This is a genomic window from Butyrivibrio sp. (assembly GCF_024699075.1).
On sequence record NZ_JAILQF010000351.1, the window covers coordinates 1 to 16436 of the forward strand.

A 16436-nucleotide genomic window follows, 5' to 3' on the forward strand; every position below is an offset into this window, starting at 1 on the left:
ACAGAAACGCGCATTTACTGCGTGTTTCGTGATTCAGTGAATCGGTTGGTAATAGAGCCTTCACCGAAGGTGAACTCAAATGGCTCTATTACTACATTCTTGAACTTTATGTTCAAGAATGCATATATTTATAAGTATAAGGAGGATTTTATGAGCGACGAGTCAAATACTCCCAGCATCAAAAGAGGTTTTATCCTGATACGAGATGATTATCAAAGAGAAGGGGAATCCTATGCCGACCTGTCAGAATATGAGCAGGAAGATATGTTCCTGTATCCCAGGCTTAGAGAATGCTTCCTTTACGAATACAACGGCTCTCCCTGCAGAGTATTTGAAGTAGACGTAATAGATGAAATAGAGAAAGATCCTGACAGTCGTAAGGACAGATATTATACCAATAAAGTCCGCATCATGAGAATGGTTCCTCAGGAAAAGCTCATGGAAGAGATGAATATAGGCCACAATTGTACAGGCTTCTGCAATTCAGGTGATGACAATATAGGAGATAACAACTCAGGTTATGGCAACATGGGAAGCAAGAACTCCGGATCTTTTAACATAGGTGATGTAAACTCAGGATCCTTTAATGCAGGCGATTGTAACGTTGGCGAAGGCAATGTTGGATACTACAACTCAGGCGAAAGAAATAATGGAAACCACAATGCCGGTTGCTGTAATAACGGAGACTTTAACGCAGGAGATTTTAACTGCGGCAATTATAATTCCGGAGCATTCTGTACAGGAGAAACTCCATTTATGCTTTTCAACCAGCCATCTCCTATTACAAGAGATGAATGGATCAATTCAGAAGCACGCGATATCCTGATACTTATGCCCAAAAAGTCCACCAAATGGAACAATACAATGGGGCTTACAGAAAAGGAATTCCAAGCACAGCCAATTTATGGCGGCGACGAACAGCTTGACGGTCCTACGGTTCCCCACTATGACAAATCCGACAGACAGACCTGGTGGGACAATCTTCCAAAAGAGAAAAAAGATATCGTATGTTCCATTCCAGGATTCGATAATGAAATTTTTGAAGAATGCACAGGTATCCATATTAGTTAAAAAACACATGAATTTTTTGTAAGAGTTTACAACGCCCACAAGTAAGCTCTTTCATCAATTGTTAAAATCTAACAAACTTTTTGATACCACATTGTGAAATGTGATAACCACGCGATTTTATACAAAGAAAAATGACGAACGATTTTTCGCCTCTTAAAAACACGCCCCGTTTAGCGTTTTTTTACAAATTTTTGTGATAGAATACTGTTTGTATGCTTTTTGGAGCGCAGCAAAATGGGTGGTATGTAAGCTGCAATGACTAGATTTTTTATTTGGAGAGGACGATAATGAATATGTGTAAGTGGCGGATGATCGATTCTTTTGCTCAGCATATGATCGTAGAGGCTATGCAGCAGCACAAAGAAAAATGTAAGAACTGGAAAGATGGAAGTATCAACAAATACTGGATGGAAACAGACAAAAATGGTAAGACTGTTCTTTGTATTCAGTATGAAAGTGGTAATGTGTGGCACTACCACAGAGCTTCTAAGAGCAACTTAATAAGCATATATTGATATATGCTTTGGAATCATAATTTTAAAACAGATCCCGAAGAGTCATAAAGATTCTTCGGGATTTTTATATTCAAAACCGGCAATAAAAAAGATCGCAAATGCGACCTTTTTAATGAGCTCCGCTCCAATTAGCTATTATAAGAAGTGTACCATTCTTAACTGTTACTTCTGCAGCTTCATCAATAATAAATTCATTACTTGTACCTATAGGAAAATCATCACTTATGATCCCATCTTCCATCTCGTATTCAAGACCTTTTAAAGTAACGCCTTCTGCTCTAGCTCCAAGCGAAAAGACAGAAAGGATTCCTGTCATACCTCTATTAAAGTTTATGGTCTCATTCTCAGCTATAAGCATAAGCTGCTGTGCCTGCATTATATAGCCTTTACCACCATGTCTTTTGATATACATAAGAGCCTGAATGTTGGATATGGAATGATCAAACCTGATGCCGCCAAGAGCTCCATACATATAGAACTTTCGATAGCCTCTTTCAAAACCTGTCTTGATAGCCTTCATAGTGTCCGTGTCATCCTTGTGAACATCAAGTTCAAGTATCCTTCCAGGATCACTTATCGCTATCTCTCTAAGCGAATTAAATGCTTCAGGATATGAAGCCATCGAATCAAAATCTCCAACAATAAGATCCGGCATTATCCCCATATAGTCAAGATAACGAAAGCCCGCATCACAAGCTATAAGGAAATCTCCCTCCTGAATATTCAAATCCACAGGTTCAAAATCACCAGCAGAGACAATTATGCATTTTCCTTCTCTAATCTCCATAAAAGTCAGCCTCAATTAGTTACAGCAGTTGCAGCTGAATCAGTAGTTGTCTGTGTCTGATCTGTTGTTGTCTGATCTGTTGTTGTCTGATCTGTTGTTGTCTGATCAGCAGAAGCTGCATTAGGATCAACTACAGCTCCTGTTGCAGGATCTATATATGTCCATGTATTAGGATCGATATAAAGACCTGTTGCTGGATCTTTAAGGAATCCTGTAGCAGGATCTATTTCAAGACCAGTAGTTGCATCAATCATAGCTCCTGTCTCAGGATCTACAATAACATTAGATGTATTCTCAGTGCTTGCAGAATCATCCTGAGTCTGGGTCTGCTGAGTAGTTGTATCTTGAGTAGTAGTCTCTGTCTCTTCTTCAACACTCTCATCGACTATAGTCTCAAGTTCTTCATCTCCCCAGTTTTCAACGGTAGTCCTTGTCTTGGTTCCGTCCTCAATGGTGATTACCTTCTGATATGTATATGTTACAATTTCACCCTCATAATCACAGGTCATATAATATGTAACATGAGGGAAATACTTACCACCGGTAACAGAAGGCTCATAATTCATACTTATGCTTCCGACTATTATTTCTTCTTCCTCAAGACTTTCTTCCGAATATCCATCTGATTCCTCAAGACTTTCTTCCGAATATCCATCTGATTCTTCAAGACTTTCCTGTGTACTTTCAGACTCTTCTGCAACTGCTGTATCTTCTGATATTGATGCTGTAGCAGCTTCCTGTGACTCATCTTCTGTCACTTCATCTGCAGCTTCTAAATCTTCATTTTCCACAGCTTCTTCTACAGCAGTCTTTGAGGCCTGAACTTCCTCATATGTAAGCTGAAGTGTTATTACACCATTAGTATTATTATTCTCACTATAATCCGGGAAATGATATGTCCAGGAATTATCCAAAAGAGTCAGAATAATTCCTTCCTGGCAAAATGCATTTTCCATCTCGATCTCAAGATAAGGATCTTCTCCATTAATTAAAGCATTTTTATAAGAAAGAATTTCATCACTTATCATGAAGTCCCTGAAAGGTTCAATATCACCATCTTCTATTTCCGGCCATATCTTATCAAAAACTCCTTGTGCCACAACCGCATTCTCAAGGCATCCGATAAATGAATCAAGAGAGCTGCTCTCTCCAAGAAGGTTACTTGCATCCTGAATAAGGAGGGCATAATCACTACAGTTATCAAGACCGATCCATACTACATTTCCCTCAGGAATTATATATCTGGAAATAAGCATTTCAAGTTCTTCACTTGGAGATACTTCATAAATATCAAGCATTGAAGAAACTGCTTCCTTGTACTTGGCAAAAGAAGAATTCTCATCATCATCTTCCCAGAAAAGAACATTATCTCCTGATGTATTCTTATCTATCATGCAATAGCTGTACAGTGTACCAAGAAGCTGAAGTGCATCTTCATTGGCTCCATCTATTTTAAGGACATCAAGTACTTCTTCAACTGCCTCAAAGCTTCCACCTGATGTCTGAATAGTAGCTATTACATCATTAAGCTTAAGTGAAATATAGTTATCGAGCATTGACTGATCGCCAATATTCTTCCATCCACTATATAACACATTCATTACATTATCTGTATCATTAAGAGTTGCATAGCAGTTTGCAAGTTCCTCATAAGCAATGACCGACTTACTATCTATAGATATAGCCTGCTCATAATAATCGATCGCAGTAGCATAATCCCCATCATTCTGAGCAGCCTGTGCAAGAGCAAGAGCTCTTGTAAGACGAACTGCTGTCATATTCTGATACAGCTTATAGGTTCCAAACAAAGCTACAAAAAGAAGAACTATTATAGCTACAATCTGCCCTATATCAAATGCTTTCCAAAACTTCTCTTTTTTGGCAGCTTTGGCTAAGCCTTCTGCATCTTCCTCATCTGATGAATCATCAATCTTTTCATCTATTTCTAAAGATTCTGCATTATCTGTCTTTTTTGATGAATCTTCAGCCTTTTCATCTTTTCCTAAAGATTCCTCATTATTTATCTCTTTTGATGAATCTTCAGCCTTTTCATCTTCTGAATGTTCAGCTATATCGCCCTTATCATCAGATATATCATTTGTATTATTTTCTTTATTTTCATCAACTACTTTTTCAATAGTTTGATTATCACTATCTTTATTATCATCTTCTATGTCTTTGCTTTCGGCATCCAAAAACTCAGCATCTTTTTTACCTGCATCCTGAGTCTCTTCTTTTACAAAGCCATTACTGTCGATATCTATAATTTCGACAACCATGTCGCTGTTTTCTGACTTATCTACGATTTCCCTATCTACTATTTCCTTGTTTTTGATTTCTCTGTTTTCGTTTTCTTTATTAGCCATCCCGTTTAAACTCCAATTATTAGTATATCCCCAACTGTAATTATCCCCGGTAAAGCTTAACTATAGATTAAATAGTTAAACAGACCATAAATCCTCAGCAGTAGTAGAAATTGCATCAGCACCTGCATCCAGGGCTGCAACTACATCCTTCTTATTTCTTAAAAGTCCGCTTGCAATAATAGGAAGATCAACTGCCTTCCTCACATCAGCCGTAACAGAAGGCATAACACCAGGCAATATCTCAATTGCATCAGGCTCATACTCTTTTACCTGCTTCATCATATTATTATAAGCTATTGAATCGATCACAAAAGTTCTTTGAATTGCGATAAGTCCAAGCTCTTTAGCCCTTTTTACAAGCAAAGGCTTGGTAGAGATGATTCCCCTTGCCTTAGTAGCACTTTTAATATAATCAACCGCTACTTCTTTCATAGACAGACCATTTACAAGATCCGCATGAACTATGGCAATTTTAGAAGCCCTGTCTACTTTATCAACAATATCATTTATATTGCAGATATTACCATAGAGTATAAATATGATCCCGCAATCAGAAGAAAGAGCCTTTGTAAGCCCCTTTTCGTCTTTGACTGCTGCTATGACCGGTGAATCTGCAAGTATATCAGATAAATTTTTGTTCATAAATAACCCTGCCCTTTCACCTTAGGATAACATCAGCTGCCCCATCTGCGCAATTGAGTCATAAATAGCATCAGGCTTAGTATCAGAAGCATCTACATCCGAAAGCTTAGTCTCACCTGTAAGGACCAAAACGCCCCTTGCGCCGTTATTAACTCCCGTTGCCACGTCAGTATATAACCTGTCACCTACAAATGTAACATTCTCCCTATTATACCCCGTCTTGTCAAGAATCATGTCAACAGTCTCAACAAAAGGCTTGCCAACATATCTTGGCTCCTTACCTGTAGAAAGGGATATGGCAGCGCAGATAGCTCCGCAGTCCGGAATAAATCCGCCCTCAACAGGACAATTAATATCCATATGAGTTGCCAGAAATGCAGCCCCCTCTCTTATAAAAGTACAGGCCCTTTCAAGCTTCTCGTAAGTAAGAGTCTTATCAAAGCTAGCAACAACAATATCCGGGTGCTTGTCATCAAGCTTGATACCAGCATCCTCAAAACTATTGATAAGAGGCTTTGTACCAAGCAGATATACAGACTGTCCCGGATATTTGCTCTTTAGGAATCGGATCATAACATCTCCTGAAGTCATGATCTTGTCCCTTGTTATAAAGCATCCCATACCCGCAAGCTTATCTATATAAGCCTCCGGCCTTGTAGATGCATTGTTTGTAAAAAAAAGATAATCCTTTCCCTTTTCGTTTACAGCATCAATAAAAGAAAGCGCCCCCGGAAGAATATTATCCCCAAGGTAAAAAGTGCCGTCCATATCAAGCACGAACAGATCAGTTTGTTCCAATAACTGTTTTTTATCCATGATCATCAAAAAGCCTTTCCTTAACAATCCGCTTTCTAATAGATTCATGATAACTGCTATCAGAACAACATTTTGGTTTTAATACTTTCCCAAAATGATCTGCAATAAGCGAACCGTTTTAAATTAAACGGCGCTTCTTTCAACATTCTTGGTTGCTATAACATCAACTCCAGTATCAGCAACATTCTTAAGAATCACATCTCCTATATGAATAGGCGCCGTCACGGTTACCTCGCGAATCTCCTTCATGATATCGAAAATCTTGCCTTTTGGAATATCATTTTCTGTTTTAACGGAAACTCTAGCGATAGTACCATCGTTTATTTTAACACTACTTGTCACTATACGGGTAGGGTTTGTTACTTCTTTTTTGCCATAAGCTTCACCCCTTGGACAGGTATTGCCTGTAACAGTGATATTATCAGCATCTTCCATATTTACAGTCAGCATACATCCCATAGGGCAGCCGATACATATAAGTTCTCTTGTATCCATAAAAGCCTCCAAATCTTGAATTGCCATTTACTCTTTAGATTTCCTGATTCTATGCAGAGTCAGGAAGCATAGCTAAAGCCGCATTCTTTCTTAATTTTCTTCAGTACAGATTCTTATAGAACCCACATTTTCATATTTATCAAAAGAGCTCTTTAACAGCACCACCTGTTCCATCTCACCAGGAGCCATTACCCTCTTTTTGATATTCTGAACCTTCTCATCGTCATAATAAACGCATATGCTGCGGTTCTTAAATACATCTCCAACTCTGAATCTGACAACAACCTTGTCACTCATATTAGAAATATCAAGACTCTGCGGAACTGTATAGCGGACGCCGCCATCAGCCTTAAGCTCTACAGATCTGCCCTCAGCCTTCTGCCCGGACTTAATATACTCAGCAGCATTTCTACCTGCAAGAGTAGCTTCTTCAGAAACATAATCAACAAGATCATGAACATGGAGGACGTTGCCACATGCAAAGATTCCATCAACACTTGTCTCTAGCTTATCACTCACACTAGGTCCGCTCGTAACAGGACATATTGAAGCTCCGATTCCTCTTGTAAGCTCATTTTCCGGAAGAAGACCACATGATAAAAGAAGTGTATCAGCATCATAGTGTTCCTCTGTTCCCGGAATAGGTTTTCTGTTTGCATCAACCTCTGCGATAGTAATGCCTGTCACATGGTCTTTACCTTCAATATCAATAACCGTATGACTTAATTTAAGCGGAATACCATAGTCATCAAGACACTGCACAATATTTCTCTTAAGACCGCCTGAATATGGCATAAGCTCAGCTACTACTTCAACCTTGGCCCCTTCAAGAGTCATACGGCGAGCCATTATAAGACCTATATCGCCTGATCCAAGGATTACTACTTTCTTACCTACCATATGCCCTTCAATATTCATAAGACGCTGGGCAGTACCTGCTGTATATATTCCTGCAGGTCTGAATCCCGGAATATTAAGCGCTCCTCTTGGACGTTCCCTGCAGCCCATTGCAAGGATAACAGCACCTGCTTTTATAGTAGTAAGGCCATCCTCTTTATTGATGTATGTAACTTCCTTGTCTTTATTTATATCAATTACCATCGTATTAAGCTTGTAAGGAATATTTTCATCTCTAACACGGTCAATATACCTTCCCGCATATTCAGGACCTGTGAGTTCCTCCTTAAAAGTATGAAGACCAAAACCGTTATGGATACACTGATTAAGTATTCCTCCAAGAATATGGTCACGCTCAAGTATCAGTATATCTTCTACCCCTTTATCCCTTGCTGAAAGTGCTGCTGCAAGACCAGCGGGACCCCCGCCTATAATTACAAGATCTATATTATTCATAATAGTCCTTTCATCTATACCTTTTTTAGTTTCTGCCAATCTCATCTTTAGGATCGCCAATTATAAGCTCTGAACCTTTCCTGTTCTTGCAAACAGAAGTTACAGATATACCAAGCTCTTGTGCTATTATCTCGATAGTACGAGGCGTGCAAAAGCCTGCCTGGCATCTTCCCATTCCTGCTCTTGTTCTTCTCTTTACTCCGTCCATCGACCTTGCGCCAAGCGTGCGTCTTATGGAATTTCGTATTTCACCCTCTGAAATTCCTTCGCATCTGCAGATGATAGTTCCATAGGACGGGTCCTTCTTTATAAGGGCTGCTCTTTCATCAAATGACATCTCTGCCACATGTGGAATGCCTATTCGCTTTCCATCAAAGCTTTCCTTCTTTGAAACTCCCTCTTTTTGGGCAATCTCATCAGCGATGTATACGCCAATAGCAGGAGCGCTAGAAAGTCCGGGAGACTCAATTCCTGCTGCGTCAAAAAATCCTTCTGCATCCTCACATTCACCTATTATGAAATCGTCACCATCTTCATGAGCACGAAGTCCTGAAAAAGATGTTATGGTCTGACGGAAGGGAACATTCTTAACACTTATCATTGCTTTATTTGTAAGATCATCAAGTTCAGCAGCAGATGTTGACGTAAGCTCCTTATTGTCTACATCAACAGCTGTAGGACCTGCAAGAAGATTTCCATGAACAGTTGGTGTCACAAGAACTCCCTTACCATATTTACCCGGAAGCTGGAAAATAGTATGTGTTACATAATCTCCAACCTCCTTGTCCATAAGCTTGTAATCTCCCTTACGAGGAGTAATATGAATCTTCTTATCCGAAACCATATTGTGAAAAAGATCTGCATATACACCTGCAGCATTCACAACATATTTGGAAGTTATCTCACCATTACAAGTACGAAGGCTATAGCCTCCTTCTATTTTCTTTATATTCTGAACTTCAGTATTAAATCGAAATTCCACACCATTATCTGCAGCATTTTCTGCAAGTGCGATCGTAAGATTGAAAGGACATACAATTGCGCCGCTCTTAGCAAGAAGAGCTGCAACAACTTCCTCTGATACATTGGGCTCAAGCTCTCTTGCCTCATCACCTGTTATTATCTCAAGATCCTTAACCCCGTTTTTTATGCCTCTTTCATACAGCTCTTTAAGTTTAGGCTTATCTTCTTCTGCAAAGCATAAAACCATTGATCCGTTTCTCTTATAAGGAAAATCAAGTTCCTTTGACAGATCCTCCATCATTTCACTACCAATGACATTAAACTTTGCCTTTAAAGTACCTGGCTCTGCATCAAAGCCGGCATGTACTATAGCGCTGTTAGCTTTGGATGTACCGGAACAGACATCCTCTTCTTTTTCAAGCAGAACAGTTTTCAAATTATAAGCTGACAACTGCCTTGCGATCGCGCATCCAACAACACCGCCCCCGATGATTACTACATCTGTGTTCATAAGCTGCATCTCCTTCAAAGAAATAACCATTTTCATAATTTTCTAATCATAAGATTTTAGTTCAAGGATTCTTAAAACCCTATAATCATACCTTGTACCACCGAAACCGTTCAGATACGTCAAAAAAGAGACGATAGAAAAAAGTACGTGCTATAGACTTATTGAATTATCTCCAATAAGAATAATGTTCAAGCATAGACTCAAACTGCACCGACACCCTTTTCTCTCGTCTCTTCGTTTGCCGATAAAAATCTTCAATTAGTTATATAAATAATACCATGGAACTATTTTAAGTGCAAGCGTTTCCACATCACATATCTATAAAATCTGATGCCTCTTTAATTACTGCCACTGCGACATGTACATATCATAATATGTACCCTCTTTATTCATGAGCTCTTCATGCGTTCCCTGTTCAACAATATCTCCATGATCAAGAACAAGAATATTATCTGCATTCTGAATAGTTGAAAGTCTGTGAGCTATTATAAAACAGGTACGCCCCTTCATAAGACTAGTCATAGCCTTCTGAATCTCCTGTTCAGTTGTGGTATCAACGTTAGACGTAGCTTCATCAAGTATCAGTATACTTGCATCATACAAAAATGCCCTTGCTATAGTAAGAAGCTGCTTCTGGCCCTTTGATATATTGCCGCCATCTTCGCTTATAACCGTATCGTATCCCATTGGAAGATGGGTAATAAAAGAATGAATATGCGCAGACTTTGCTGCATTTATCACATCATCTCTGGACACATTATCACATCCATATGCAATATTTTCATATACAGTGCCTTCAAAAAGCCAGGTATCCTGAAGAACCATAGCATAAGCCCTTCTAAGGCTTTTCCTTGTAAGAGACCTTATCTCATTGCCATCAACATAGATATGTCCACTACTTACATCATAAAATCTCATAAGAAGATTTATAAGCGTAGTCTTACCGGCACCTGTCTTACCTACTATTGCTATTCTCTTTCCGGCAGGAACCTTAAGCGAGAAATCATTTATAATAGTCCGCCCCTCAACATAGCCAAACTTTATATGATCAAATTCCACATCGCCCCTTACGTTTACAAGTTCTACAGCTTCCTCGATATCCTCGACTTCCTCATCTTCATCGAGAAGCCTGAATACTCTTTCAGAAGCCGCCAGCGCCGAATATAGATCGTTAATTATATTGGCGATCTCGTTAATAGGCCCGGAAAACTTCCTTGTATATAAAACAAAAGATGAGATTTCTCCAAGATTAACTATTTTATAAAGATAAAGAACACTTCCAAACATACATGTAAGCGCAAGTCCCAGATTATTGATAAAGCCTACGGAAGGTCCTATTGTCATTCCATAATATTCAGATCTGTAGAACAGCTCTGCTGCCTCATTATTTATAACATCAAAGTTCTCAGTTACCTTATTTTCTCTTCCATAAGCAAGAATTGTCTTTTGACCTGAGAACATCTCCTCAACAAATCCGTTCATCTGCCCGTACTTTGCACTTCTTTTGGAAAAAAGAGGTCTGGTTCTCTTACCCATAAATCTTGTATACATAACCGCAAGCGGAATAGTAACAAGTGTGATAACAACAAGCTGTGGAGAAATCAAAAACATCATACAAAATGATCCTACAACCGTAACTATGCTGGTAAGGATCTGAACAGTATCAGTAGAAATAGAGGTTGATATAACATCAATATCATAGGAAACCCTGCTTATGATATCACCCGCCTGATTGCGGTCAAAATATCCTACAGGAAGTGTCATAAGTTTATCAAAAACATCCTGCCTCATTCTATGAGCTATAAGTCTGCCAGTCTTCATCATAGTAACAGATACAATATATGAAATAAGAGCAGATGCTATATAACAGATGATCATAAGAAGCACAAAATGCTCTACCACCTGCATATTGATATTGCCTCTGCCACAAGCTATCTCTTCAATAGCATTACCTGCAAGTTTGGGACCGGCAAGAGATAGTAGATTACCGCAAAGACATAAGCATATCGTAACAATGAGTCTGTACTTGTATTCAAAGCAGTACTTTAAAAGGCGCTTTAAAGCGCCTTTTGTATCTTTAGGCTTATCGGTCTTAGCTGAAAATCTCATCGCCATATCAAAGTCCCCACAAAACTTATATCTTCTGCAATATTACTACGCTTTTACAGCCCATCTCATTTTGGTACTCTTACTTCTTGGATTGATCCTGCACTCTTCCTGAGACGGTCTTATGACATCTTCAGAAATATCTGAATATATCCCCTCTTTTTTAAGCGCCTTAAAAGACTTCTTAACAAGCCTGTCTTCTCCTGAATGGAATGTAAGGATCGCAACTCTTGCACCAGGCTTTAAAATCCCCGGAAGCTTTTCAAGAAATGAATATAAGACCTCAAATTCACTGTTAACATCTATGCGCAGAGCCTGAAATACTCTGGCACAGCTTTTCTTGATAGCCTTATCCCTCTCAGACTTGTCCACCTTCCAAAGAGCTTCTTGAATAGCATTCTTTAAAGCAGTAGTAGTATCCATAGGATTGCCCTTTGACATAAGCGAAAAAACTTTACTTGCTATCTCCCTGGCATAAGGCTCGTCAGAATTTTCTATCATCATTCCTTCAAACTCTTCCTGGGTGATACTATGAAGCCTTTGTGCAGCAGACTGACCATGTTCAGGATCAAGCCTTAGATCAAGCGGTCCGTCAATCTTATAAGAAAAACCTCGCTCGGGATTATCTATCTGCATGGAAGATACTCCAAGATCAGCAAGTACAAAGTCAAACTTACCGGCTTCCTCACAGACCTTATCTATATTTTCAAAATTAGTAAGTCTGAATTTGAAGATATCATCACCATATCCCACTTCTTTAAGACGCTCTATCGTCTTTTGAGATTCTATAGGATCTACGTCAAGACCATATATACAGCCCTGCCCATTAAGGCATTCGAGCATTTTTCGCGTATGACCACCGTATCCTAAAGTACAGTCAAGTCCCTGTTGACCAGGCTCTATTTTAAGAAAGTCAAGAATCTCATTAACCATAATGGAAATGTGCATACCAGCAGGAGTTGAACCCTTGCTGATAACATGCTCTACTGTATCCTTATATTTTAAAGGATCATGTTCTTTATACTTTTCCTCAAATTTCTTAGGATACTTCCCTGAATAATGAACTCTTCTCTTGTGCTCTTTTTCTTCCATATATATTCCCTTCAGATGTAGATTGGCTGTACACAAAATCACTTATGACCAATCACTAAAAACAGAACTCTTCTTATAGCTTTTCAAGTATCTCTTTAGCAAGAGCATTGCCATGCTTCGCAGCATAAGATGCCCACTTCCTGGCCTTTTGAAGATTCTTTTCACCAAAGCTTCCATCAAAATAGCCCTCAGCTACCTTAGCAGCTGCATCTATGTCTCCTCTTGCAGCATGATCTATAAGTTTTAAAAGTTTGTGCTTCAATATCTTTTTATCAAGTTCTGACTTAAGATACAGGTATCTGTTATACTTCTCTTCCTTGGCAAAATGTACATCCCTGCTCTGCTTGGGATTGTTCTCATATACAAGGACCTCGTCCCCAAATTGCTCACTTGTAAGATCAAATATGCAGCCATCTACTACATTATAGCAATGAAAATTGCCATCAGGTCTTTCGATACCATATACCTCACCGCCAAATACATCCTGTACAAGAAATGCTGTTATAGAGCACTGGCCAAGAGTCATATTATCTTTGGACCATTCATCCTGCATTCTTGGGGCGCAGGTTTCCTTGCACCATATCTCTGTAAGAAGAATATACATCTCTTTAGGATCAGCTATTACTTCATAATCTTTATTAACAGGCGCAACGTCACAGTTGTCCCATCCATAGAATTTAAATTCTCTCTTCATAAAAAACTCCTTAGAATCCAAAACGTGAATTTCAAGAATTAATCCGAAATTTACTACTTATATAAACAGGTAAAACTATATTCGTTTTTATACATAAATGTCAAATCAAAAGCTAAAGGACCTATTTACCACCTTTTTGAGCCATCTGGTGTTCAAATATCTTCCTATAAAGGTCGCAGGTATTTAAAAGTTCATCATGTGTTCCATACGAAGCCATCCTTCCGTCATCCAGAACAAGAATCTTATTGCAACTCATAACAGAACTTACACGTTGGGCTATCATGATCGTAGTAGTACCTTTATAGTCTTTTCTTATGGCTTTTCTAAGCGCAGCATCCGTCTTATAATCAAGAGCGCTGGACGAATCGTCAAGTACAAGTATCTCAGGATTTCCTGCAAGAGCTCTTGATATCATGATTCTCTGCTTCTGCCCGCCTGACAGATTGGCACCACTTATCGCCGCCTTAAAATCATATCCGCCATCAAGTCTGTCTATAAACTCTGATGCCCCGGCATTCACAGCGCTTTTCTTAATAGCATCAAACGAAAGACTTCTCTCAAAATCTATATTTCCATGTATACTATCTGCAAATATAATATCATTTTGGAATACAACTCCAAACTTTCTTCTAAGCTCATCCTTATCATATGATCTGACTTCCTTGCCATCCACATAGATGTTACCACAAAGGACATCATAAAATCTCATAACAAGATTTATAACAGTAGTCTTGCCGCTTCCAGTCTGACCTATAATGCCAAGCGACTCACCTTTTTTAATGTCAAAAGAGATATCTTCCAATACCCCTGTTTCTTCATTATCGGAAGGCTCATAATAGTTAAAGCTCACATGATCAAAGCGTATACATACATTTTCCGGAATATCAGCTTTAGGCATATTAATAACAGGCTGGTCCGGCTCATCTTCAAGAACTATAGCTATACGATCTGCAGATGCAGTGGCCTTACTGATCATTACAAATATTCTGTTAAGACCCATTACAGCCTGAAGGATCAGATTAAAATATGTAAGAAAAGCAAGAATAACACCAGGCTCAATTGCCCCCTGATCAACTCTTATCGCTCCAAATAAAACTACTATTGAAAGACCCACATTAAGACATATCTCCATAAAAGGTCCGGGAATAGCCATAATTGCATTAGCATGGATATCCGCTTCTGCCATATTATCATTAGCCTTTTTGTATCTGTCTGTTTCAAACTCTTCTCTTGAAAGAGCCTTAACAACCCTTATTCCCGAGATATTCTCTCTCATAATACGTACAACATCATCCACTCTTCTTTGAACCTTATCAAAAAGAGGAATACCCTTATTTGATATAAAAAGAACTACTCCAAGAAGAATAGGAAGCATACAGATAAGAACAAGTGCCAGATACCTGTCCATAGTAAGTGTCAAAATAATTCCACCTATAAGCATTATAGGAGACCTTACTGCCATAGTCTGAACCCTTGCCATAAAGTTCTGCACATTATATGAATCTGAAGTCATCCTGGAAGTCAAAGAAGCAAGTCCGAAATTATCGAACCTTGTTCCTGAAAGGTTTGAAGTCTTTTTAAAAAGATCATATCGTAATTTTCTGATACCGTCCCTTGCAACTCCTACTGCAAGTCTATTGGCTGTGACATTTAGAAAGCGTGTCACAAACGCCATTAAGATCATAAACAGTCCCCAGCACACAACCAGTCTTACACTACCTATAGGGACTATATTATCAATGATATGTTCAAGAATATAAGGCAGGGAAAGCTCGCACATTGTACCAAGAAGCTTAATGGTCATGTTTCCGCTTATTCTTTTCCAATAAGATTTAATGTATTCCCAAATAAGCTTCATGCCTTCCCCCCTGCAACAATCTGTCTCACCAATCCAATATCAAAAGCTGTAATAAAGTCTGTGAAGACCATCTAAAAGGAGGTTCTCATCTTCTGTAACTTCATGCTTAAGAAGCGGAATTATCTTTTCAGCAAATCCTCCTGTAACTATAATACTCTTAAGCTCTCCCTTTTCCTCTTCTATTCTGTCTATAAGACCATCTATCATAGCAGCCGCTCCGTTCATAAGGCCGGATGTCATGCTGTCCTTTGTATTGGTTCCAAGAAGGGACTCAGGACTGTTTATCTCGAAAGTAAAAAGCTGAGCAGCTTTGGAATATGACTCTTCTGTAGTTCTGATTCCGGGGATTATGATAGTCCCCTGATACTCCTTTTGACCACTAACATAACAAAGTGTTGTAAATGTTCCAAGATCTATAACACAAAGCGGAGCTTCATATTTGATGCAGGCATTGCTTGCACCAACCAAAAGATCTGTTCCGACTCTCATAGGATCATCCATTTGAATCTTGAGGCCAAAATCAGTTTTGTTATCAATAACAACAGGGGCTCTTCCTGTAAGCAGTTCAATTGCCGATGCTATGTTGCCTGTAGTGCAAGGAACTACGCTGCATATAACAGCTCCGTCAATACTTGTAATATCTCTTTGCTTTGATAAAAGAATCCCTTGTATCCTTTCAGCATAACCGCTGGCAGTCATCTCACAATCAGTAATAAGCCTTGCTGTAAAAATAAGTGCTCCTTTTTCAAAAGCTCCAATAGTAATATTTGAATTCCCTATATCCAAAGCCAGAATCATATTAATCCCCATCCCTCTATCTGTATGGTTTTATCATAAAACCTGATCATCTATGTAAAAGTAAATCGCCACTTAAAAAACAACGGTTAAAATGAGTAGTAGCACTATTTAATGAATTGCGATAGAATACATACATATTCAACAATATAGGATTGTACCACATTTCGTTAAGCGGTGTCATCCCTGACACCAACGAAATACAATGACTTCCTGTCATAACATTTCTCAATACGGTGTCATCCCTGACACCGGCGAATTATGTGGACGATACCAAATAGGAGAAAGTTATGCTCAAAAACAAAACGATCGTACTTGGCGTTACAGGCAGTATCGCCGCTTACAAAGCTGCAAACCTTGCCAGCATGTTAA

At 38.9% G+C, this 16436-nt stretch carries 14 protein-coding genes; 2 read left to right on the forward strand and 12 right to left on the reverse strand.

Going from position 1 to position 16436, the window contains the following annotated elements; translation table 11 throughout:
* Positions 1-150: 150 nt before the first annotated feature.
* Positions 151-1071: a pentapeptide repeat-containing protein gene (locus tag K6G87_RS14225; RefSeq protein WP_296838658.1), complete on the forward strand. Its 921-nt coding sequence runs from the start codon at positions 151-153 to the stop codon at positions 1069-1071.
* 287 nt (positions 1072-1358) lie between these two features.
* On the forward strand, positions 1359-1586 hold the full coding sequence (locus K6G87_RS14230; protein ID WP_296838662.1) for a hypothetical protein: 228 nt from the start codon (positions 1359-1361) through the stop codon (positions 1584-1586).
* 109 nt (positions 1587-1695) lie between these two features.
* On the opposite strand, the gene K6G87_RS14235 is transcribed toward K6G87_RS14230, so the two are convergent.
* The 12 genes from K6G87_RS14235 to K6G87_RS14290 form a co-directional block, all read right to left on the reverse strand.
* The gene (locus K6G87_RS14235; protein WP_296838665.1) at positions 1696-2373 is read right to left on the reverse strand and encodes a thiamine diphosphokinase; all 678 of its coding nucleotides are present in this window, start codon (positions 2371-2373) and stop codon (positions 1696-1698) included.
* 11 nt (positions 2374-2384) lie between these two features.
* Positions 2385-4739 (reverse strand): OCRE domain-containing protein, encoded by a 2355-nt coding sequence (locus tag K6G87_RS14240; RefSeq protein WP_296838667.1) that lies wholly within the window; start codon positions 4737-4739, stop codon positions 2385-2387.
* A 75-nt stretch (positions 4740-4814) separates the two neighbouring features.
* Positions 4815-5381 carry a glycerol-3-phosphate responsive antiterminator gene (locus K6G87_RS14245; protein WP_296838670.1) on the reverse strand — a complete coding sequence of 189 codons (567 nt, stop codon included), beginning with the start codon at positions 5379-5381 and terminating at the stop codon, positions 4815-4817.
* Positions 5382-5402: 21 nt separating this feature from the next.
* A complete protein-coding gene (locus K6G87_RS14250) occupies positions 5403-6245 on the reverse strand; it encodes an HAD-IIA family hydrolase (protein WP_296838673.1) in 843 nt (280 codons plus the stop codon).
* A gap of 75 nt (positions 6246-6320) precedes the next feature.
* Complete coding sequence (locus tag K6G87_RS14255) at positions 6321-6692, reverse strand: DUF1667 domain-containing protein (RefSeq protein ID WP_296838676.1); 372 nt, start codon at positions 6690-6692, stop codon at positions 6321-6323.
* Positions 6693-6782: 90 nt separating this feature from the next.
* A complete protein-coding gene (locus tag K6G87_RS14260) occupies positions 6783-8045 on the reverse strand; it encodes an NAD(P)/FAD-dependent oxidoreductase (protein WP_296838678.1) in 1263 nt (420 codons plus the stop codon).
* Positions 8046-8070: 25 nt separating this feature from the next.
* A complete protein-coding gene (locus K6G87_RS14265) occupies positions 8071-9528 on the reverse strand; it encodes an NAD(P)/FAD-dependent oxidoreductase (RefSeq protein ID WP_296838692.1) in 1458 nt (485 codons plus the stop codon).
* A gap of 333 nt (positions 9529-9861) precedes the next feature.
* Positions 9862-11634 (reverse strand): ABC transporter ATP-binding protein, encoded by a 1773-nt coding sequence (locus K6G87_RS14270; protein WP_296838681.1) that lies wholly within the window; start codon positions 11632-11634, stop codon positions 9862-9864.
* A 39-nt stretch (positions 11635-11673) separates the two neighbouring features.
* On the reverse strand, positions 11674-12717 hold the full coding sequence (gene rsmH, locus K6G87_RS14275) for a 16S rRNA (cytosine(1402)-N(4))-methyltransferase RsmH (protein WP_296838683.1): 1044 nt from the start codon (positions 12715-12717) through the stop codon (positions 11674-11676).
* A gap of 73 nt (positions 12718-12790) precedes the next feature.
* Positions 12791-13411, reverse strand: a complete 621-nt coding sequence (locus K6G87_RS14280) for a YunG family protein (protein ID WP_296838686.1) — start codon at positions 13409-13411, stop codon at positions 12791-12793.
* Positions 13412-13532: 121 nt separating this feature from the next.
* On the reverse strand, positions 13533-15269 hold the full coding sequence (locus tag K6G87_RS14285; RefSeq protein ID WP_296838688.1) for an ABC transporter ATP-binding protein: 1737 nt from the start codon (positions 15267-15269) through the stop codon (positions 13533-13535).
* A gap of 39 nt (positions 15270-15308) precedes the next feature.
* Positions 15309-16067: a type III pantothenate kinase gene (locus K6G87_RS14290; RefSeq protein WP_296838690.1), complete on the reverse strand. Its 759-nt coding sequence runs from the start codon at positions 16065-16067 to the stop codon at positions 15309-15311.
* Between the last annotated feature and the right edge of the window lie 369 nt (positions 16068-16436).